This is a genomic window from Aeromonas sp. S2(2024) (assembly GCF_041402505.1).
GTDB classification, from domain to species: Bacteria; Pseudomonadota; Gammaproteobacteria; order Enterobacterales; family Aeromonadaceae; genus Aeromonas; species Aeromonas media.
In genome coordinates, this window is record NZ_JBGLRL010000006.1 from 69,341 (window position 1) to 89,923 (window position 20,583).

General features: G+C 58.9%; 13 protein-coding genes and 1 tRNA gene. 5 read left to right on the forward strand and 9 right to left on the reverse strand.

Going from position 1 to position 20,583, the window contains the following annotated elements; translation table 11 throughout:
* Nucleotides 1-54: 54 nt before the first annotated feature.
* The 3 genes from ACB039_RS08385 to ACB039_RS08395 all read right to left on the reverse strand — a co-directional run bounded on the left by ACB039_RS08385 (nucleotide 55) and on the right by ACB039_RS08395 (nucleotide 4,310).
* Complete coding sequence (locus ACB039_RS08385) at nucleotides 55-1,572, reverse strand: lytic transglycosylase F (protein ID WP_182788736.1); 1,518 nt, start codon at nucleotides 1,570-1,572, stop codon at nucleotides 55-57.
* Nucleotides 1,573-1,775: 203 nt separating this feature from the next.
* Nucleotides 1,776-3,461 carry an aspartate:alanine antiporter gene (locus ACB039_RS08390; RefSeq protein WP_005327876.1) on the reverse strand — a complete coding sequence of 562 codons (1,686 nt, stop codon included), beginning with the start codon at nucleotides 3,459-3,461 and terminating at the stop codon, nucleotides 1,776-1,778.
* 773 nt (nucleotides 3,462-4,234) lie between these two features.
* A tRNA-Asn gene (locus ACB039_RS08395) sits at nucleotides 4,235-4,310 on the reverse strand.
* Nucleotides 4,311-4,442: 132 nt separating this feature from the next.
* Here ACB039_RS08395 and uvrB point away from each other — a divergent pair.
* From uvrB to ACB039_RS08410, 3 genes are all read left to right on the forward strand, one after another.
* Nucleotides 4,443-6,455, forward strand: a complete 2,013-nt coding sequence (uvrB, locus tag ACB039_RS08400) for an excinuclease ABC subunit UvrB (RefSeq protein WP_171273767.1) — start codon at nucleotides 4,443-4,445, stop codon at nucleotides 6,453-6,455.
* Entirely contained in the window at nucleotides 6,452-6,709 is a 258-nt protein-coding gene (locus ACB039_RS08405) for a YkvA family protein (protein ID WP_043129838.1), read from the forward strand. Before uvrB ends, ACB039_RS08405 begins: the two co-directional genes overlap by 4 nt.
* 80 nt (nucleotides 6,710-6,789) lie before the next feature.
* Nucleotides 6,790-7,440: a DedA family protein gene (locus ACB039_RS08410; protein WP_371165487.1), complete on the forward strand. Its 651-nt coding sequence runs from the start codon at nucleotides 6,790-6,792 to the stop codon at nucleotides 7,438-7,440.
* Nucleotides 7,441-7,948: 508 nt separating this feature from the next.
* Here the strand turns inward: ACB039_RS08410 and dsbB are convergent.
* The gene (gene dsbB, locus ACB039_RS08415; protein ID WP_041205661.1) at nucleotides 7,949-8,470 is read right to left on the reverse strand and encodes a disulfide bond formation protein DsbB; all 522 of its coding nucleotides are present in this window, start codon (nucleotides 8,468-8,470) and stop codon (nucleotides 7,949-7,951) included.
* Between the two features lie 86 nt (nucleotides 8,471-8,556).
* Nucleotides 8,557-10,134, reverse strand: coding sequence for a Na(+)/H(+) antiporter NhaB (gene nhaB, locus ACB039_RS08420; RefSeq protein ID WP_041205664.1), 1,578 nt, complete (start codon nucleotides 10,132-10,134; stop codon nucleotides 8,557-8,559).
* A 333-nt stretch (nucleotides 10,135-10,467) separates the two neighbouring features.
* On the opposite strand from nhaB, the gene fadR reads away from it, so the two are divergent.
* Entirely contained in the window at nucleotides 10,468-11,181 is a 714-nt protein-coding gene (fadR, locus tag ACB039_RS08425) for a fatty acid metabolism transcriptional regulator FadR (protein ID WP_041205666.1), read from the forward strand.
* 60 nt (nucleotides 11,182-11,241) lie between these two features.
* Here fadR and ACB039_RS08430 read toward each other — a convergent pair whose 3' ends face one another.
* The 4 genes from ACB039_RS08430 to ACB039_RS08445 all read right to left on the reverse strand — a co-directional run bounded on the left by ACB039_RS08430 (nucleotide 11,242) and on the right by ACB039_RS08445 (nucleotide 18,475).
* Nucleotides 11,242-12,762: a SpoVR family protein gene (locus ACB039_RS08430; protein WP_139751786.1), complete on the reverse strand. Its 1,521-nt coding sequence runs from the start codon at nucleotides 12,760-12,762 to the stop codon at nucleotides 11,242-11,244.
* A 10-nt stretch (nucleotides 12,763-12,772) separates the two neighbouring features.
* The gene (locus ACB039_RS08435) at nucleotides 12,773-14,044 is read right to left on the reverse strand and encodes a YeaH/YhbH family protein (protein ID WP_371165488.1); all 1,272 of its coding nucleotides are present in this window, start codon (nucleotides 14,042-14,044) and stop codon (nucleotides 12,773-12,775) included.
* Nucleotides 14,045-14,068: 24 nt separating this feature from the next.
* On the reverse strand, nucleotides 14,069-15,991 hold the full coding sequence (locus ACB039_RS08440) for a PrkA family serine protein kinase (protein WP_005327853.1): 1,923 nt from the start codon (nucleotides 15,989-15,991) through the stop codon (nucleotides 14,069-14,071).
* A 561-nt stretch (nucleotides 15,992-16,552) separates the two neighbouring features.
* Entirely contained in the window at nucleotides 16,553-18,475 is a 1,923-nt protein-coding gene (locus ACB039_RS08445; RefSeq protein WP_371165489.1) for an ATP-dependent DNA helicase RecQ, read from the reverse strand.
* Nucleotides 18,476-18,811: 336 nt separating this feature from the next.
* On the opposite strand from ACB039_RS08445, the gene sstT reads away from it, so the two are divergent.
* Complete coding sequence (sstT, locus tag ACB039_RS08450; protein WP_041205671.1) at nucleotides 18,812-20,062, forward strand: serine/threonine transporter SstT; 1,251 nt, start codon at nucleotides 18,812-18,814, stop codon at nucleotides 20,060-20,062.
* The last annotated feature ends 521 nt before the right edge of the window (nucleotides 20,063-20,583 follow it).

Genomic DNA, 20,583 nt, shown 5'->3' on the forward strand with positions numbered 1-20,583 from the left:
TCACCTCTGGTGAAGAGAGGGGCCCCGCCCGTGGTTGGTGCTGGCCTGAGTCGCTTATGATTTCTTTGCCGCCGAGACCTTCTCTTGCTGCTGGAGGGCTTCGCTGGCCTTCTGTCTCAGTTGCATCTGTTCCATCACCAGCTTGTAGGCGATGTAGTACTTGTAGATATTGCCCACATAGGTGACTGTCTCGGGGCCAATTTTCTCCGCCGCCACGTATTCGACATTGTGGAACCAGACGTTGGGATCCATGCCCCGTTTCTTGGTCTCGGCTCTCAGTCTGGCGACCCGGGCGGGGCCGGCGTTGTAGGACGCGAAGGAGAAGAGGGCCTTGTCGAGGGCGGTCATGGGCTCGTCGGCATAATAGTGATCGATCATCCAGCGCATGTATTTGGCGCCCCCGTGGATGTTGGGCTCGAGTTGGCGAATGTCGCCCACCTTCAGTCCCTTGCCGGTGGCGGGCATGATCTGCATGATGCCGATGGCGCCGACATGACTGCGCGCCTTCTGGTTCAGGGCCGACTCCTGATAACCCTGAGCCGCCATCAACAGCCAGTCCACGTCATAGCGGTCGCCATACTCGCGAAACAGCTCCACTACCTGCAGGAATTTCTTGCGTTCGGCGGCGGCGGCAGCGCTCTTGACGAACTTGTTCTGCTTGAGATAGCGGGCCAGGATCTCTTCCCCCGTTGCCTTGCCCCGTATCGCCTTGATCTGCTGATTGAGCATGGCGAGCAGCTTGGGACTCTCCTTGCGCACTGCCCAGGCGATGACGCCCCCTTCCCGGAACACCGGGGTCTCATGGATGGTTATCTTGGGGAAGATCTTCTGCCAGAAGCGGGCCTTGTGTTCATCCATGACGATGAAGGGCAGCAGACCGGCATTGACCATCTCTACCAGATCTTCATCTTCCAGCACCTCGGAGGCAGGCTGGATGTCGATGAGGGGCTCTCCCGCCTCCTTGCGAGCCTGGTTATAGGCCATCAGGCTCTCGAAATAGCTGGAAGAGGGTCGTACGAAGATGGTTTTGCCCCCCAGATCGGCGGCGCTCTCCACCTTGGGAGAGTGGGGGCCGGAGATCAGCAGTTCGCGTACGTTTTCAAGCAAAGGATCGGTGAACTCCACCCCCTGTTGCTTGCGCTTGTCCGTGATGGTGAGGTTGGCAGCGGCGATATCGCCCTTGCCTTCGATGAGGGAGGCCAGCAGGGCTTCACGGGCCACGGGAATGAAGACGATATGAACCTTGAGGTGGCGCTTGATGGCCTTGTCCTTGCGCAACTGCTCGTTGAGGCGTTTCTCCACCTGGATGAAGGCATCATAGGTGACGCCCCGCTGCACTCCCTTGTGGATGAAGTAACCGGTCTTGTTGTAGGTGGTCAGCACCCGAATGGTGCGCCTCTCCAGCATGGCGTCGAAATCCCCCTGCATGGGTTTGGCGAGCTCCGCGCTGTCAAAAGCCAGGGCGCTGCGCTCCTCTTCTTCCTCGACGGTGACCTTTTTCTCTGGCTCGGCACTCCAGACCGGTGCCAGAGAACATAGCATCCAGACCATGACAATCCATAAGCGTTTCATGATGTTCACCTCACTCGTTTTACTGAGTGTAAGTGGGGCGCAAGGGACGCTTTAGCTCTTTGAGTTTCAACGGAGCCAGCCGATAGCACGATTGTTACTATCCAGAGGTACGTGTCATTTGAGGGTGAAAGGACGGTCAGTCCTGTAATGGAAGAGGGAGCCCTCGGGCTCACTCTGTGAGGATTGCATCGGTTTATGAGTGGCTAGAACCAGAAGCCGATGATGAAGGAGCCTGCCAGAGTCAGCATCACGTTGGCCACCGCATAGGTGCCGGCGTAGCCGAGCGCCGGAATCGAGCTGTTGGCGGCCTCGTTGACCACATCCATCGCCGGGGCGCAGGTACGGGCACCCGTGATGGCCCCGAGCAGCAGGGCCGGGTTCATTTTGAGCACCCAGACCCCGAACAGATAGCCCACCAGCACCGGCAAGGTGGTCACCAGCATGCCGGAGAAGAGCACCACCATCCCCACCTCGCTCAGGTGGTCGAGGATGCCGCCACCGGCTTTGAGGCCCGTGCTCACCATGAAGACGGCGAGGCCGAGATCCTTGGCCAGGCGCAGCGCGCCCGGCGGCACATAGCCGACGGTGGGGTGGTTGGCCCTCAGGTAACCCATCAGTATCCCTGCCAGCAAGAGGCCGACGGCGTTGCCGAGGCCGAACTCTATCTGGCCGAACACCAGGGAGACGGAGCCGATGAGCAGACCGAGCACGAAGAAGGTGGTGAAGGCCACCAAATCTGTGGTCTGACTGTGGATGCTGATGAAGCCGATCTTGTTGGCCAGGAGCTTGACCCGCTGCTTCTCGCCGCTGATCTGCAGCACGTCGCCTTTTTGCAGCATGATGTTGCGATCGAACGGCATCTCGATCTGGGAGCGCACCACTCGGTTGAGGAAGCAGCCCTTCTCGGTCAGGTTGAGCTCCACCAGATGGCGGCCCACCACGGCGTCGTTCTTCACCACTATCTCTTCGGTGACGATCTGCAGGTCGAGCAGGTTGCGGTCAAACACCTCCTTGCCGTTGCGGTAGTTGACGTCGAGCTTCTCGTGGCTCTCCGGATAGCCGACCAGGGCGATCTCGTCCCCCTCCTGGATGACGGCGTCGCCGTCCGGGCTCGCCAGAATGCCGTTGCGGCGGATCCGCTCCACGTAACAACCGGTGTGGGGGTAGATGCCGGTTTCGCGCAGGGTGCGACCGCCGATCCAGGCGGCGAGTTCCGGGCCGACGCGATAGGCGCGAATGATGGGGAGATAGGTCTTGCGGCTCTCGCTGTCGGAGAGTCCCCGCTCGCGGGCTATCTTTTGCGCCTCTGTATTGAGATCGAGCCGCGCCATTGAGGGGAGATAGCGCACCACCAGCATCAACCCCACCAGGCCCACCAGGTAGGTCAGGGCGTAGCCTATCCCCATGTTGTCGAGCACGGGTTGCATGTCGGTGCCGTGGGGCAGATTGAGCAGGCCGCTGCGCAGAGCATCCTGGGCCCCCACCAGCGCCGGGGTCGAGGTCAGCGACCCCGCCAGTATCCCCGCCGCCATGCCGGGTCCCAGGTTGAAGAACTTGGCCAGTCCCACCGTCAGCAGCAAGGCGGTCAGCAGGATCACCAGGGTCAGGGTGATGTAGTGGATGCCGTCGCGCAGGAAGACGCTGAAGAAGTGAGGGCCCGCCTCGATCCCCACACAGAAAATGAACAGCATGAAGCCGACGTTCTCGGTGGAGGTGGAGAACTGGAACCCCATCTGGCCAAACAGCAGGGCGGTGAACAGCACCCCTATGGTGTTGCCAATCTGGAAGTTGCCGATGCGCACCTTGCCCAGCAGCAGGCCGAAGGCCAGCACCACGAACAGCAGCAGGGAGTCGCTTTGATGTAGCAGTGTCACGAAATCTATGGTCATGCCCGGAAAAACCGAGGAAAAAAGTGGGGCCGATATTGTGCCGGATCCCTCACCAAGAAAGAAGCGCGAAAGCGGATTAACAGCCAGTTAAGTGCTGGTCTCTCCGGGGTGGGGAGCGATGCGCGGGCGACTTGAGGAAAATACCTCTATTTTGCGCTGCTGTTCCCGCTGTCAATGAGTGATTTCTGCTGTCGGCGGGGGAGGGCGTGACAGCCCTGTGGACAATTTATTACCTGCTGCGCAGGAGGCGATTGAGCATGATTTTCAGCATTTTTGACTGGGGTGGTTGGCGGGATGCAAAGGAACCCTTTTTTCCGTTCGGTTGAGGCTGACCCATGGCACGGGGCATGGCGAAAAAAAAAGCGGGAGAAATAGGATGTCTCGCCCCCGCCCGACCCATTTAGGGGGGAGGGCAAAAACAGGAGAAAATGGGGGGTGAGGAGTTTTACCTTGCCAAAGCGGAGACAATCGCTGCCAACCTAGGCCTGCATTGGGTTTGGCACACTTACCCACAGAAACTGTGGATAACCCTGTTCATGAAACTTGGTGATCAGCCTGCAAGCCGCGCCAATACTGGGGTGCAAGCGCTGTTCAAAAAATATCGGCAAAAAAATGTTTCTATAAAAATCAAATAGTTATACGCAGCAGAACAAAACGCTGCTGGTCAGGAACCGGGGATCAAAGGGGGAGTGCGCCGCGAGGGACGGCTTGTGCATTAAAATTGGCAGAGGAAAGCACTAAAGTGGATAACTTGCACCGAGATGGTGAGGAATTGGCTCCCCCGACTGGACTTGAACCAGTGACATACGGATTAACAGTCCGCCGTTCTACCGACTGAACTACGGGGGAACATCAGGCAAGGAGGAGCATCATACAGAGGTCGCATTTCGGGGTCAATAGCCGTCAGGGCAGGAGAGCGGATACCCAGGCCTGCCAACTCGGGGTACACTGCTCCCTTGCCGTTTTTTGTCGGGAGTCGTCATGAATAAGCCTTTCAAGCTGGCCAGCCAGTTTCAACCCGCGGGGGATCAGCCTGCAGCCATCGCCCGCCTGCTCGATGGCATCGAGTCCGGCCTCGCTCATCAGACCCTGCTCGGGGTGACCGGGTCGGGCAAGACCTTCACCATGGCCAACGTCATCGCCACCCTGAATCGCCCGACCATGATACTGGCTCCCAACAAGACCCTGGCCGCCCAGCTCTATGGGGAGATGAAGGAGTTCTTCCCCGAGAACTCGGTGGAGTACTTCGTCTCCTATTACGACTACTACCAGCCGGAAGCCTATGTGCCGACCACGGACACCTTCATCGAGAAAGATGCCTCCATCAACGATCACATCGAGCAGATGCGGTTGTCAGCCACCAAGGCGCTGTTGGAGCGGCGCGATGTGGTGATCGTCGCCTCGGTATCTGCCATCTATGGTCTGGGGGACCCCCAGGCCTACCTCAGCATGATGCTGCACCTGAAGGTGGGGGATGTGATCAACCAGCGGGATATCCTGCGCCGCCTCGCCGAGCTGCAATACACCCGTAACGACATGGCCTTCCAGCGCGGCACCTTCCGGGTGCGGGGGGAGGTGATCGACATCTATCCGGCGGAGTCGGACAAGCTGGCACTGCGGGTGGAGCTATTTGATGAAGAGGTGGAGCGCCTCTCCCAGTTCGATCCTCTGACCGGCGCCATCGAGCAGACCGTGGTGCGCTACACCATCTACCCCAAGACCCACTACGCCACGCCGCGGGAGACCATCCTCGGGGCCATCGATCACATCAAGGAGGAGCTCAAGGGACGCCGCGAGCAGTTGCTCTCCCTCAACAAGCTGGTGGAGGAACAGCGCATCAGCCAGCGCACCCAGTTCGACATCGAGATGATGCAGGAGCTGGGGTACTGCTCCGGTATCGAGAACTACAGCCGCTATCTGTCGGGGCGTGCCCCCGGCGAGCCGCCGCCCACCCTGTTTGACTACCTGCCGGGGGATGGCCTGCTCATCATCGACGAGTCCCACGTGACGGTGCCGCAGATAGGCGCCATGTTCAAAGGGGACAGATCCCGCAAGGAGACCCTGGTGGAGTACGGCTTCCGGCTCCCCTCGGCGCTCGACAACAGGCCGCTGAAGTTTGACGAGTTCGAGGCCCTGATGCCCCAGACGGTGTTCGTCTCGGCGACCCCCGGCCCCTACGAGCTGGAGAAGTCCGGCGGCGACGTGGTGCAGCAGGTGGTGCGTCCCACCGGCCTGCTGGATCCCGAAATCGAGGTGCGGCCCGTCACCACCCAGGTGGACGATCTGCTCTCCGAGATCCGGCTGCGAGTGGCGGTGGAGGAGCGAGTGCTGGTCACCACCCTCACCAAGCGGATGGCGGAAGACTTGACCGAATACCTGGCGGACCACGACGTGCGGGTACGTTACCTGCATTCGGACATAGACACAGTGGAGCGGGTGGAGATCATCCGCGATCTGCGCCTGGGCAAATTCGACGTGCTGGTGGGCATCAACCTGCTGCGAGAAGGGCTCGACATGCCGGAGGTGTCCCTGGTGGCCATCCTGGATGCGGACAAGGAGGGCTTCCTACGCTCCACCCGTTCCCTCATTCAGACCATAGGCCGCGCCGCCCGCAACCTCAACGGCAAGGTGATCCTCTACGGCGACACCATCACCAACTCCATGAAGGTGGCCATCGAGGAGACCGAACGGCGCCGTGCCCTGCAGCATGCCCACAACCTTGAACACGGCATCACGCCTATGGGCCTCAACAAGTCGGTGGGGGACATGATGGACATGGGGGGCAGCCGCACTGCTGGCAAACCCGGCAGAGGCAGTCGCAAGGCGGCCGAGCCGCAAGGGGAGTACCATGCCCGCTCCGCCAGCGAGATCGCCAAAGAGATCAAGCGGATGGAAGAGCAGATGTTCCAGCATGCCCGGGATCTGGAGTTCGAGCAGGCCGCGGCCATGCGGGATCAGATCCAGCGGTTGCGCGGCGAGTTGATCGAGTCATGAGCGGCAAGCGTTGGTTGATCTGGCGGCGCCTGCGCCGCCTCTATGCCGGTTTTCGCCACCCGGACACCCCCTGGTGGGCCAAGGGGCTGGTGATCCTCATCCTCGTCTATGGCATCAGTCCGGTGGATCTCATCCCGGATCTGGTGCCCTTCGTGGGCTGGCTCGACGACGTCAGCCTGCTGCTGTTGCTGCTCTGGGGATGGGAGTCCTGCCTGCCTGCAACGGTCAGGCAGGGGCTGGATACCCTGGAATGAAGGGCGAAGCGATACCGCAGATTGTCGGTTGCAAGGCATTGGCGTAGACTCCACGCCGTTCACTTCATGGGTATGAGAAAATGGATCTGATCCTGTTTGCAATCGACTTTATTCTGCACGTTGACGTGCACCTGAAAGAACTGTTCGAGCACTATGGTGTCTGGGTTTACGCCATCCTGTTCCTCATTATCTTCTGTGAGACCGGCCTGGTGGTGACCCCCTTCCTGCCCGGCGACTCCCTGCTGTTTGCCGCTGGTGCCCTCACCGTGGGCAGCGTGCTGGACGTACATACCCTCGCGGGGGTGCTGATCATTGCCGCCGTGCTCGGCAACGTGGTGAACTACACCATAGGCCACTTCTTCGGGGATCAACTGTTCCACAATCCCGATTCGAAGATCTTCCGTCGTGACTATTTGGTCAAGACCCACGCCTTCTATGCCAAGCATGGCGGCAAGACCATCATCATCACCCGTTTCCTGCCCATAGTGCGCACCTTTGCCCCCTTCGTGGCCGGCATGGGGGCCATGACCTACCCGCGCTTCCTGGCGTTCAACCTGATTGGCGGCTTGCTGTGGGTGTTGTCGTTCGTCTATGCAGGCCACTTCTTCGGCAACCTGCCGGTGGTGCGCCACAACTTCACTCTGCTCATCTTCGGCATCATTGCCATCTCGCTGCTGCCCATGGTCGTTGGCATGGTGAAGGCCAGGATGAGCACTGCCAAGGCTGGATGAAGGTGTGTTAAAGAAGGTCGCGTGCTGCAGAGTCTGCGATCACAAGAAAGGGGAGCCATGATGGCTCCCCTTTTCGTTATCCGAGTTTGTCTCTGTCTGAACCCGGCATCGCGGGTTTGACTGCGACAACGGTACTTAAACCGCGACCACTACAAACATCAGCAGGCGGCGACGCTGGTCACCAACCCGATGAAGAGAGCATGGAGGCGCGGGAGCAGGGGTTGGGCAAGGACTGGGCGCAGCTGATCGGGTATCAGATGAAAAGGGAGCCGATGGCTCCCTTTTGTGTGCGATCTATATCGAATGACCAGCTTCAGTTGCAGCAGCGGTCCTTGACCAGGCTGCCGATGGCGACCACCGCAAACACCAGCAGGTAGGCGTCGAAGATGGCAACCAGCCAGATGACAGGGGCATGGAGAAACGGGAGCGGCTTGGGTGGCTGACACCGCTGATGGAAAAGGGAACCGATGGCTCCCTTTTGTGTGCGATCTATATCGAATGACCAGCTTCAGTTGCAGCAGCGGCCCTTGATCAGGTTGCCGATGGCGACCACGACGAACACCAGCAGGTAGGCGGCGAAGATGAGTACCAGCCACTGCGGCATGGAGAAGCTGAGGAACTGCCAGCTGATCTCGCTGCAATCGCCGTCCGGGAAGAAGAGCCAGGGCACCCACTGATCGAGGGGAGCCCAGCTTGGGAAGTCGACAAAGCCTTCGCACACATTGAAGGGGGAGGGGTTCACCTGGTAATCCACATGCTTGAGCGCCAGTTTCAGGCCCCAGAAGGCACTGTAGCCCCACAGCAGCATGGCGCTCCAACGGAGATACCACTTCTCTGGCGCCACCATGCCGAGCAGGCCGGCAGCGAACACCCCGAGGATGGCGATCCGCTCATAGATGCACATCACACAAGGGTGCAGACCCAGCACATGCTGGAAGAAGAGGGCGCACAGCTCGAAGGCGAGGGCGGAAACGGCCAGCAGCCCCCAGGCCAGACGATGACTGGCAATTCGGCGAAGAAACTCGATCATCTGATTGATCTCACAGAGAAAAATAATGGCTGAATTAGAGCAGAGCCCCGCCTGAAAAGAAAGGGGCCAGAGGGCCCCTCGCTTCATCAGTGTGCCGCAGGTGCCAGGGTCTGCATGGCAGCGCTGCCCTGTGTCAGCCAGCCGGCCTGGTAGAACCATTCGGTGGCAGGGGCGAGCAGTTGCTCCACCGCAAAGAAACCCACCAGACCCAGCACCAGGGTGTAGGGCAGAGCCATCCACACCATGCGGCCATAGGAGAGGCGCAGCAGTGGGGCCAGTGCCGAGGTCAGCATGAACAGGAAGGCGGCCTGACCATTGGGAGTGGCCACTGACGGCAGGTTGGTCCCCGTGTTGATGGCTACCGCCAACAGATCGAAATGTTCACGGCTGATGGCGCCATTGAGCAGGGCGGTTTTCACCTCGTTGATGTAGACGGTACCGACGAAGACGTTGTCGCTCACCATGGAGAGCAAGCCGTTGGCCAGATAAAAGAGCGCGAGCTGATCCTCGGGTTTGGCAGCCAGCACCCACTGGATCACCGGCTTGAACAGCTGTTGATCGATGATCACCGCTACCACGCTGAAGAACACGGTGAGCAGGGCGGTGAATGGCAGCGCCTCATGGAAAGCCTTGCCGAGAGCGTGCTCTTCGGTGACGCCGGTGAAGGACGTCGCGAGGACTATGACGGTAAGGCCGATCAGACCCACCGCCGCCAGATGCAGAGCCAGACCAGTGATCAGCCAGATGGCGATAGCCGCCTGGACCAGCAGCTTGGCCTTCTCTTGCGGGCTGCGCTCGGCATCTTCATCGCGCTCATAGGCTTCCATGATATGGCGCACGGGCTCTGGCAACTTGGTGCCATAACCGAACCAGCGGAATTTCTCCACCAGGATGCAAGTGAGCAGACCGCAGAAGAAGACGGGGATGGTGACCGGGGCCATGCGAATGGCAAATTCACCGAAATGCCAGCCCGCCTGCTCACCGATGATGAGGTTCTGGGGCTCGCCGACCAGGGTGCAGACGCCCCCCAGGGCCGTGCCGATGGCCGCGTGCATCATCAGGCTGCGCAAAAAGGCGCGAAACTCGTTCAGGTGCTGGCGAGACAGCTCATCGATCCCCTCGTCATCCTGATGCAGATTTCCGGACTCATCGCTCGAGGCCACCTTGTGATAGATGGCGTAGAAACCGGTGGCGACGCTGATGACCACGGCGATCACGGTCAGGGCGTCGAGGAAGGCGGACAAGAAAGCCGACACCAGGCAGAAGGCGAGGGAGAGCAACGTCTTGGAATGGATGCGGACCAGCATCTTGGTGAAAACGTAGAGCAGCAGCTGTTTCATGAAATAGATGCCAGCCACCATGAACACCAGCAACAACAGCACTTCGATGTTGGCAACCAGCTCATGCTTGATCTGGTTCGCCGAGGTCATGCCGATGAGCACGGCCTCTATGGCCAGCAGGCCACCGGGTTGCAGCGGGTAACACTTGAGCGCCATGGCCAGGGTGAAGATGAACTCGACGACCAGCAACCAGCCAGCCAGGAAGGGATCCACATGGAATACGATCGGATTGATCAGCAGGAATATGACGATGGCAATCTTGTACCACCGTGGAGCATTGCCCAAAAAATTCTTTGCAAAAGCGCGCCCTAGGCTGATTGGCATAATGATGGTTCTCTGTTTTGTTGTTGGTATCTGCGTCTATGCAGTCGAGCCCGACTCGACCCGAACATCCGGATATTCACCTTTATCAAATTGATTGCACATGATTTTAATCAAGGGAGCGCTAACTATAAATAACGCCACGATGCTTGCCCAGTGGCGAGGCGCCGATATCACCATCATTTGGTCTTGGTTGGCTCCAGTCATGTTATCGCATACATATTTTTAACAAAAAGATCCGGTTAATGTGAGCAGAGGACTGACCTTCTGCTTGCCAGCATGACCGGCTTTGCTATTATTCGTGAGCCTTTTTACGTACTACAACAGAGTCACTACATGGTCATAAAAGCGCAAAGCCCTGCCGGGTTTGCCGAGGAATACATCATCGAGTCCATCTGGAACAATCGCTTTCCTCCAGGATCCATTCTGCCGGCGGAGCGCGAACTGTCCGAGCTGATTGGCGTGACTCGCACTACCTTGCGCGAAGTGCTGCAGCGCCTTGCCCGCGATGGCTGGCTCACCATCCAGCATGGCAAACCGACCAAGGTCAACAACTTCTGGGAAACCTCGGGCCTCAACATCCTGGAGACCTTGGCACGGCTCGATCAGGACAAGGTGCCGGATCTGGTGGCCCAACTGCTGTCGGCGCGCACCAACATCTGCACCATCTTCATCCGTGGCGCCATTCGCAACAACCCGGAGCAAGCCGCCGAGATCCTGCGCGGGGCCGATGAGGTCGACAATTCGGCTGAAGCCTATGCCGAGTTCGATTACCGCCTGCATCACCAGCTCTCGTTTGCTTCCGGTAATCCTATCTATGCCTTGATCCTCAACGGGTTCAAGGGGTTGTACAGCAGGGTCGGACGCTATTACTTCTCCGACAAGCAGGCGCGCGAGACGGCGGATGCCTACTACAAGACGCTGCTGGGCTTGGCCGAGACCAAGAATCACGAGGCCGTGTTCATGACGGTGCGTCAGTACGGTATCGAATCGGGCAAGTTGTGGACCCGTCTGCGCCAGGACATGCCGAGCAATCTGTGCGATAACTGATGAAGGTCACCAGAAAAAACGCGCCGAATGGCGCGTTTTTTTATGCTTCTTGTCTGCCTATCAGGTCAGACTCTTGCGATCCGGGCAGCGCCCTATGATGTCTGCGGTGAGCTCGCCGTTATCCTGCTCCAGCACCACATCGAATCCCCACAGCTGGTGCAGATGCTTGAGCACCTCGTGCCGCGACTCGCCAAGGGGGATACGGTTGTGGGGGACATAACGCAGGGTGAGGGAGCGATCTCCCTTCACCGCCACGTTGTAGACCTGAATGTTGGGCTCCAGATTGCTCAGGTTGTATTGGGCTGACAGGGTGTTGCGCACCAGACGGTAACCCTCCTCGTTATGGATGGCGGAGACCTTGAGGTAGTTCTTCAGATCGTCGTCATCGATGGCAAACAGCTTCATGTCACGCATCACCTTGGGACTGAGGAACTGGCTGATGAAGCTCTCGTCCTTGAAGTTCTGCATGGCGAAGTGCAAGGTATCGACCCAGTTGGTGCCGGCGTAATCGGGGAACCAGTATCTGTCCTCCTCGGTCGGGTTCTCGCAGATGCGGCGCAGGTCGGTGAACATGGCAAAGCCGAGGGCATAGGGGTTGATCCCCGAGTAGTAGCGGCTGTTGTAGGGGGGTTGGTACACCACGTTGGTGTGGCTGTGCAGCACCTCTATCATGAAGCGATCGCTGATCTTCCCTTCGTCATACAGGTGATTGAGGATGGTGTAGTGCCAGAAGGTGGCCCACCCCTCGTTCATCACCTGGGTCTGTTTCTGCGGGTAGAAGTACTGACTGATCTTGCGCACGATGCGTACCACTTCTCGCTGCCAGGGCTCCAGCAGAGGGGCGTTCTTCTCGATGAAGTAGAGGATGTTTTCCTGAGGTTCGGCTGGATAGCGTCTGTCCTCGATACCGGTTGCCTTGTGCTGCTTGGGCAGGGTGCGCCACAGTTCGTTGACCTGGGTTTGCAGGTAATCTTCCCGTGCCTTCTGGCGACGTTTCTCCTCTGCCAGGGAGATCTTCTGGGGCCGCTTGTAGCGATCCACCCCGAAGTTCATCAGGGCATGGCAGGAGTCAAGCAGGCGCTCGACGGCATCGATACCGTGTTTTTCCTCGCATTCGGTGATGTAGTTCTTGGCAAACAGCAGGTAGTCGATGATGGAAGAGGCATCGGTCCAGGCCTTGAACAGGTAGTTGTTCTTGAAAAAAGAGTTGTGGCCATAACAGGCGTGAGCCATCACCAGGGCCTGCATCGGCATGGTGTTCTCTTCCATCAGGTAGGCGATGCAGGGATCTGAGTTGATGACAATTTCATAAGCCAACCCCATCTGGCCGCGCTTGTAGTTGCGCTCGGTATGGATGAAGCGTTTGCCGAATGACCAGTGCTGGTAGCCGATGGGCATACCGACGCTGGAGTAGGCATCCATCATCTGCTCGGCGGTGATCACCTCGATCTGGTTGGGATAGGTATCCAGCCGATAAAACTTGGCAACCCGGGCAATCTCCTGGTGATAGATCTCCAGCAGATCGAAGTTCCAGTCAGGCCCATCGTCCAGCGGCGCTATTTTTCTCGCGGTTTCTACCATATGTGATCCCTCAAGCCGCTTGCTTCTTGAACAACTCCCGGAACACCGGATAGATGTCCTCAACCTTGCGAATATGTTCCATCGCGAAGTGGGGGTATTGGTCGGCCACCGACTCATACTCGTGCCACAGAGTCTGGTGAGCGCGGGTGGTGATCTCGATGTAGGAGTAGTAACGCACCCGCGGCATGATGTCGCGCATCAGTATCTCCCGGCATTGAGGCGAGTCATCCGCCCAGTTGTCGCCATCGGACGCCTGCGCCGCATAGATGTTCCACTGGTTGGCAGGGTAACGCTCGTTGATGATGTCATTCATCATCTTGAGCGCGCTGGAGACTATGGTGCCGCCGGTCTCCTGGGAGTAGAAGAACTCGTGCTCGTCCACCTCCTTGGCCTGGGTGTGGTGGCGAATGTAGACCACCTCGACGTTCTTGTATGTCCGGCTCAGGAACAGATAGAGCAGGATGTAGAAACGCTTGGCCATCTCCTTGGTGGCTTGATCCATGGAGCCGGAGACATCCATCAGGCAGAACATCACCGCCTGGCTGGAGGGCACGGGCCGCTTGACGAAGTTGTTGAACTTGAGATCGAAGGTGTCGATGAAGGGTACTGCCTCGATCCGCCGTTTCAGCTCCCTGATCTCTTTTTCGAGCTGTGCCATCTCGGCAAAATGTTCGTTGGGATCGACGGCCAACAGGGCCAGCCGCTCCTCCAGCTCACGCAGCTGGCGCTTCTTGCCCGCCTGCAGCGCCATGCGACGCGCCAGCGAATTTTGCAGCGAGCGCACCACGTTGATGTTGGCGGGCACCCCGTTGGAGGTGTAGCCCGCGCGGTAGGTCTTCATCTCCATCAGCTGGTTGAGCTGGGTCTTCTGCAGCCGTGGCAGCTCCAGATCCTCAAACAGCAGGTCCAGGTACTCGTCTTTCGAGATCTGGAATACGAAATCATCCGCACCTTCTCCCTGATCCGAGGCCTGGCCTTCGCCGCCATCCTGACCACTGCCCCCTCCCTTGGGGCGGTCAATCTTGTCACCGGAGACGAACTGATCGTTGCCCGGGTGCACCATCTCCCGTTTGCCGCCTTGGCCTTGATGAAAATGGGGTTCACCGATGTCCTTGGTCGGGATGCTGATGCTCTCGCCCTTGTCCACGTCCTGAATGCTGCGCTTGGAGACAGCATCCGAGACCGCTTGTTTGATCTGCTTCTTGTAGCGGCGGATGAAGCGCTGCCGATTGACAGCGCTTTTGTTTTTGCCGTTGAGCCTGCGGTCGATAAAATGCGCCATAACTCCCCCTTGAACACGGCAGGGTCAGGATGACTTGCGTACCCTGAGATACCATTCGGAGAGCAGACGCACCTGTTTGCGGGTGTAGCCTTTCTCCATCATCCGTTCGACAAAGTTATCGTGCTTCTTCTGCTCCTCGGCCGAGGTTTTGCTGTTGAAGGAGATAACCGGCAGCAGCTCTTCCGTGTTGGAGAACATCTTCTTCTCGATCACGGTGCGCAGCTTCTCGTAACTGGTCCAGTTGGGGTTACGGCCTGCATTGTTGGCCCGTGCACGCAGCACGAAGTTGACGATCTCGTTGCGAAAATCTTTCGGGTTGCTGATCCCGGCCGGTTTCTCAATTTTCTCCAGCTCGCTGTTGAGGGATGCCCGGTCAAACAGCTGGCCGGTCTCGGGGTCACGGTACTCCTGATCCTGGATCCAGAAGTCGGCGTAGGTGACGTAGCGATCGAAGATGTTCTGCCCGTACTCTGAATACGACTCGAGATAGGCGGTCTGGATCTCCTTGCCGATGAACTCCACGTAGCGCGGGGTCAGATAGCCCTTGATGAACTCAAGGTAGCGATCGTGCAGCTCTTGCGGGAACTGCTCGCGCTCTATCTGCTGCTCCAGCACATAGAAGAGGTGGACAGGGTTGGCCGCCACTTCCGCATGGTCGAAGTTGAAGACGCGGGAGAGGATCTTGAACGCAAAACGGGTGGAGAGGCCGTTCATGCCCTCGTCGACACCGGCGTAGTCGCGGTACTCCTGATAGCTCTTCGCCTTGGGATCCGTATCCTTGAGGCTCTCGCCGTCATAGACCCGCATCTTGGAGTAGAGACTGGAGTTTTCCGGCTCCTTGAGCCGCGACAGTACCGAGAATTGACCCAGCAGCTCCAGGGTGCCCGGGGCGCACTTGGCCTCGGTCAGCTCGCTGTTGAACAGCAGTTTCTCGTAGATCTTCACCTCTTCCGAGACTCGCAGGCAGTAGGGCACCTTGACGATGTACACCCGGTCGAGGAAGGCTTCGTTGTTCTTGTTGTTGCGGAACTGCTGCCACTCGGATTCGTTGGAGTGGGCAAGCAGGATGCCGTCGAAGGGGAGTGCGGAGAGCCCCTCGGTGCCGTTGTAGTTTCCTTCCTGGGTCGCGGTCAGCAAGGGGTGCAGTACCTTGATGGGGGCCTTGAACATCTCCACGAACTCCATCATCCCCTGGTTCGCCTTGCACAGCGCCCCTGAGTAGGAGTAAGCATCGGCATCATCCTGGGCATAGTGCTCCAGCATGCGGATGTCGACCTTGCCCACCAGGGAGGAGATGTCCTGGTTGTTGTCATCGCCAGGCTCGGTTTTCGCGATGGCAATTTGATCCAGGATGGAGGGGTTGACCTTCTCTACTTTGAATTTGGTGATGTCGCCGCCAAACTCATGCAGCCGCTTGGCCGCCCAAGGGGACATGATGGGCCTCAGGTAGCGGCGTGGGATACCGTACTCTTTTTCCAGGATCTCGCCGTCCTCCTCGATGTCGAACAGGCAGAAGGGGTGGTCGTTGACCGGCGATCCTTTGATGCGATAGATGGGCACTTTTTGCATCAGGGACTTGAGTTTCTCGGCCAGCGAAGATTTGCCGCCGCCAACGGGGCCGAGCAGATAGAGGATCTGCTTCTTCTCTTCCAGTCCCTGGGCGGAGTGCTTGAGGTAGGAGACGATCTGCTCGATGGCCTCTTCCATGCCATAGAAGTCTTTGAAAGCAGGATAGCGTGCGACGACGCGGTTGGAAAAGAGGCGGCTGAGGCGCGGATTGACGGAGGTGTCGATCATTTCCGGTTCGCCGATGGCAACCAGCAGTCGTTCGGCTGCGGAGGCGTAGCAGGATTTGTCCTGTTTGCACATATCCAGAAACTCCTGGATGCTGTACTCCTCCTCTCTGGCCTTTTCATACCGCTGTTGATAGTGCTCGAAGATGCCCATAACTTAGCCCTCGTTATAGTCGCTTACCCTGAAAAAGAGTGGATCACTACTTTTGTTCTGTTTACCTCTTAAGCCTAGTCAACAGCCCCCAGTAATCCATCGCATCATTGGTTTAAGTTTGTACGGGAGCTTCCCGATCCTCATGCGGGAAGAGGCAGCCAATGACATCTCTATGTTACTGACTGTTAAATTATTTTTGCCACGACAGTGATGCAAATGTCAAAGACATAAAAAATAAATGTTTGTGTGGCAGGCGCAGGAAATGATGGTTTCCCGGTTTGTGGAATCGAAGTGCAGGCAGGGCAAGGGTGGCAGGGGAGAAGGGCTGAATTTTCATTACGCTTACGTTAACGTAATGCTTGTTTTTTGGTGTTTAAGCTCTAATTTTTACATTGACGCTACATTCTGGCTGCTCTAGATTGGCCCTGTGTCGAGCAGTCATCGCTTTAGCAAGAGAGTGGGTGATTGTGCAGATACTAAGCTCTGTTTAAGCACGTTTCCGTTGGCTTGACCCTCGCATCCGCGAGGGTCTTATTTTTTCAGCGTCCGGCAAGCGGGTGATCAAGCGTCGGCAGGATAGATCGCCGACACCGCCGCCAGCACCTCGGCGAAGGGATGGGCCGCCAGCTGGCCAAAACCGGCCAGGTTTCTCGCCTTGATCCGGGTGGTCAGTGGGGTGGCGATACCGCACAGGAAGCGGGTCAGGATCCTGGGATGGCGCTGGTGACACAGGGCAATCAGAGGATCGCACCAGGCGCGCAAGCCGTGCTCGTTGGGCAAGCCCGGAGATGGCAGCGGCGGCAGCACGGCTATCTCCCCCCGGCAGACGGAGCAGTGACCACAGCGCTCGGGCGCCTCTTCATCGGCAAAATAGCGGGCCAGCTCATGGCTCAGGCAACGGGTCGAGGTAAAGAACCCCAGCAGGGCCTGCAAGCGTGCCAGCTCGCTCTGCTCTTTCTTTTCAAACAGTCCATGCAGCTCTTCGGCCAGTGCCGCCGGGTCGATATGCTGGCGCACGACTCGATACACCTCCGTCATCTGTTTGCTCTCCAGCTCGATCCAGCCCTGCTGCTGCAGATAGTCCAGTGCCGCCGCGGCGCGCTGGCGTTCCCCATGATAACCCTGCCACAGTGCATCGAAGTCCATGGTACACCAGCTGCGCGCCTGGGGCGCACACGCAAACAGCTGCTCCAGGAACTGACGGCGATCGGAATTGAAGCGGGCCAGGATCTCCCTTTTTTCCAGCACGAACTTGAAACGGTACTCGGCAAAGTAGCTGTAGGCCGGGGCAATGATCCCCGCCATCTCCAGATAGACCAGCAGGGTCTTGAGGGGCAGTTGGCGAATGTTGGTCTCGTTGGAGAGGCGCAGCAGGCTGAATTCCCACTCGGCACCGCTCTGTTGCAGGATCTGGAGCAAGCTAAGGATGGCCTCCCTGTCCGGGGTGTCCCCATAGACGAAGTTTTCCAGCACAGGCAACTGGGCGCGGCTCGCCAGCACCATACAGCGGGAGGGGAGTCCGTCACGTCCGGCGCGGCCTATCTCCTGGCTGTAGTTCTCGATGGATTTGGGCAGATCGTAGTGAATGACCCGGCGGATATCGGCCTTGTCGATGCCCATGCCAAAGGCGATGGTGGCGACGATGCAGTCGAGTCGGCCAGCCATGAAGTCGTGCTGGATCTGGCTGCGCAGGGCGGGATCCAGCCCCGCATGATAGGCACAGGCGCGGATGCCGATGGCCTGCAACTGATCGGCGCACTGCTGCGCACTCTGTTGCAGGGTGACGTAGACGATGGTGGGGGCTGCGGGATCGCGGCGCAATTCGTCACGCAGCCAACCATCACGGGCACTGCCAGCCAGCGGGATGACGGCGAGATCCAGATTGGGGCGATAGAAACCCGTCACTACCAGATCCTCGGCCTCGATGGCGAATTTGGCCTGCATGTCTGCCATGACCGCCGGGGTGGCGGTGGCGGTGAGCAGCAGTACCTGGGGAATGGCGAGATCGCGGCGATGGTCCGGCAGCTTCAGGTAGTCGGGCCGAAAGTTGTGGCCCCATTCCGAGATGCAGTGCGCCTCGTCCACCACCAGCAGGGAGAGCGGCACCTGGGCGATGAAGCGGCGAAAGCGCTCGTTCTTGAGGCGCTCCACCGAGATCATCAGGATCTTGAGCTGGCCGTCACTGGCCTGCTGCATCACCCGCCGACTCTCCTCGGGGGTCTGACTGGAGTCCAGGGTGGCGGCGGCGATCCCCTTGCGTTGCAAGAAGGCGAGCTGATCGTGCATCAGCGCCAGCAGGGGGGAGATGACCAGGGTCAGATGGGGCAGTGCCAGCGCGGGCAACTGGTAGCAGAGGGACTTGCCTGCGCCGGTCGGGAAGATGGCCGCCGCACTCTTGCCGGCCAGCAGGCGGCTGATCACCGCTTCCTGGCCGGGTCGCAGCTGATCGAAGCCGAAGTGTCGGGTCAATAAAGAGGTGATCATGGCAACAGGCTCCAGTGCAAAGTGAGCGGCATGATACCACTCTCGCCCCACATCGGCCGATGATAGGACTGGTTTGGTGACAATTTGACCGTGGTTGATATTGTGTTATCACATTGTTGTAGATTTTTTGTGAGGTAACCCTGATATTTTTCAGTGATTATGTGGAAAAAAACGGTGGCAGATGGGATATTCCTTGTCCGCAGCCCCACGCGTACTGGACAAACCCAGAAGAAGGTTTGCCAACGGCACCACCGTCCACAGGCCGGTGTCAATGCGCGCGGCAGGTTGCCAACAGGACTAATGATTCACGCACCATGAGTGCACAGGGACTATTTGATGACACAACAACACCCCCTCATAAAACTGGTCAACAGCACCAGTCTGGTTAGCCAGATCCTGGTCGGTCTGGTATTCGGTATCCTCCTTGCCATGTTCATGCCTGAATGGGCCAAGGCGGCGGGTCTGCTTGGCAGCCTGTTCGTCGGTGCCCTGAAGGCGGTCGCTCCGTTGCTGGTCTTCGTGCTGGTGATGTCGGCGATCATCGGTCACAAGCAGGGTCAGAAGACCAACATGAAGCCAATCTTGCTGCTCTATGTGCTGGGAACCTTCCTGGCCGCCGTGGTGGCCGTGATGGCGAGCTTCCTGTTCCCCTCCAACCTGCACCTGGTTGCCAGCACTGCCGAGATCACCCCGCCGGGCGGCATCACCGAGGTACTGCAGACCCTGCTGTTCAACGTGGTGACCAACCCGGTGAAGGCGCTGCTGGATGCCAACTACATCGGTATCCTGGCCTGGGCCATCGGCCTCGGCATCGCTATGCGTCACGCCAATGAGAGCACCAAGGCGCTGATTTCCGATGTGTCCCACGGGGTCTCTGCCATCGTCAAGGCCGTGATCCGCTGCGCCCCGCTCGGTATCCTGGGTCTGGTTGCCTCCACCCTGGCCGAGACAGGTTTCGATGCGCTGTTTGGCTATGCCCAACTGCTGGTGGTGCTGATCGGCTGCATGCTGTTCATCGCCTTCGTGGTCAACCCGCTCATCGTGTTCTGGAAGATCAAGCGCAATCCCTATCCGCTGGTGCTGACCTGCCTGAAAGAGAGTGGCGTGACCGCCTTCTTCACCCGCAGCTCCGCCGCCAACATCCCGGTCAACATGGCACTGGCCGAGAAACTGCGTCTGCCGGAAGACACCTATGCGGTCTCCATTCCGCTGGGCGCCACCATCAACATGGCCGGCGCCGCCATCACCATCACTGTGCTCTCCATGGCGGCGGTGCACACTTTGGGGATGGAAGTGGATATGGCCACCGCCATTTTGCTCTCCGTGGTCGCCACCGTCAGTGCCTGTGGCGCCTCCGGCGTGGCTGGCGGCTCCCTGCTGCTGATCCCGCTGGCGTGCAGCCTGTTTGGCATCAGCAATGACATTGCCATGCAGGTCGTTGCCGTGGGCTTCATCATTGGGGTGCTGCAGGACTCCGCCGAAACGGCCCTCAACAGCTCCACCGACGTGCTGTTCACCGCGGCCGCCTGCATGGCCGAGGATGAGAGCCTGCTGGAAGCGGCCCCGCTGCCCAGCCGCGAAGCCTGATCCTCTTAGCTTTCCCCTAAATACTGGCGCCCTCTTCGGAGGGCGCTTTTTATTGCCTGCGATTTCATGCCAGCAACACTGGCTCCTTCCTGCTTCCCATCTGCCCGTTGCCGCAGTGGTGTCTCTCGTTCATGGGAGTATCGGCGCCTGCCTGCTAGGGCGGTCGCGCTATCCCTCTGGAAAGGAAGGGCAGCAGGGGCGGCGGGGTCCCTAGGCTCAGGCGCTGATGGGCAGCCAGCCGCCGTGCCGCTATCGCGGCAAGGCCTCAAGGCTCGTCAGCGGGCATATGGGCGCCGATCTGGAGCATCAGAGATTCTGCTCGGCGCCGTTGCATCTGAGAGCGGGGCTGGCGAGCGACGGTACCCCGTGTATTGGATGCAAACCCAGACCCCTGCGGGGAGGCCCGAGGTGCCCGATGTAGGCGCGGTATAGCGCCCATCCTCTTGCACGGGAACCCGGCAAAGGGCTGGGGAAGGTCAGAAGGGAACATGGGTGGGGGCTCACTCGGCAGCATGGGGCAG

Coding starts and splice junctions, on each gene's coding strand:
- ACB039_RS08385 (WP_182788736.1), bottom strand. CDS start 1,572: ATGAAACGCTTATGGATTGTCATGGTCTGGATGCTATGTTCTCTGGCA.
- ACB039_RS08390 (WP_005327876.1), bottom strand. CDS start 3,461: ATGACCATAGATTTCGTGACACTGCTACATCAAAGCGACTCCCTGCTG.
- uvrB (WP_171273767.1), top strand. CDS start 4,443: ATGAATAAGCCTTTCAAGCTGGCCAGCCAGTTTCAACCCGCGGGGGAT.
- ACB039_RS08405 (WP_043129838.1), top strand. CDS start 6,452: ATGAGCGGCAAGCGTTGGTTGATCTGGCGGCGCCTGCGCCGCCTCTAT.
- ACB039_RS08410 (WP_371165487.1), top strand. CDS start 6,790: ATGGATCTGATCCTGTTTGCAATCGACTTTATTCTGCACGTTGACGTG.
- dsbB (WP_041205661.1), bottom strand. CDS start 8,470: ATGATCGAGTTTCTTCGCCGAATTGCCAGTCATCGTCTGGCCTGGGGG.
- nhaB (WP_041205664.1), bottom strand. CDS start 10,134: ATGCCAATCAGCCTAGGGCGCGCTTTTGCAAAGAATTTTTTGGGCAAT.
- fadR (WP_041205666.1), top strand. CDS start 10,468: ATGGTCATAAAAGCGCAAAGCCCTGCCGGGTTTGCCGAGGAATACATC.
- ACB039_RS08430 (WP_139751786.1), bottom strand. CDS start 12,762: ATGGTAGAAACCGCGAGAAAAATAGCGCCGCTGGACGATGGGCCTGAC.
- ACB039_RS08435 (WP_371165488.1), bottom strand. CDS start 14,044: ATGGCGCATTTTATCGACCGCAGGCTCAACGGCAAAAACAAAAGCGCT.
- ACB039_RS08440 (WP_005327853.1), bottom strand. CDS start 15,991: ATGGGCATCTTCGAGCACTATCAACAGCGGTATGAAAAGGCCAGAGAG.
- ACB039_RS08445 (WP_371165489.1), bottom strand. CDS start 18,475: ATGATCACCTCTTTATTGACCCGACACTTCGGCTTCGATCAGCTGCGA.
- sstT (WP_041205671.1), top strand. CDS start 18,812: ATGACACAACAACACCCCCTCATAAAACTGGTCAACAGCACCAGTCTG.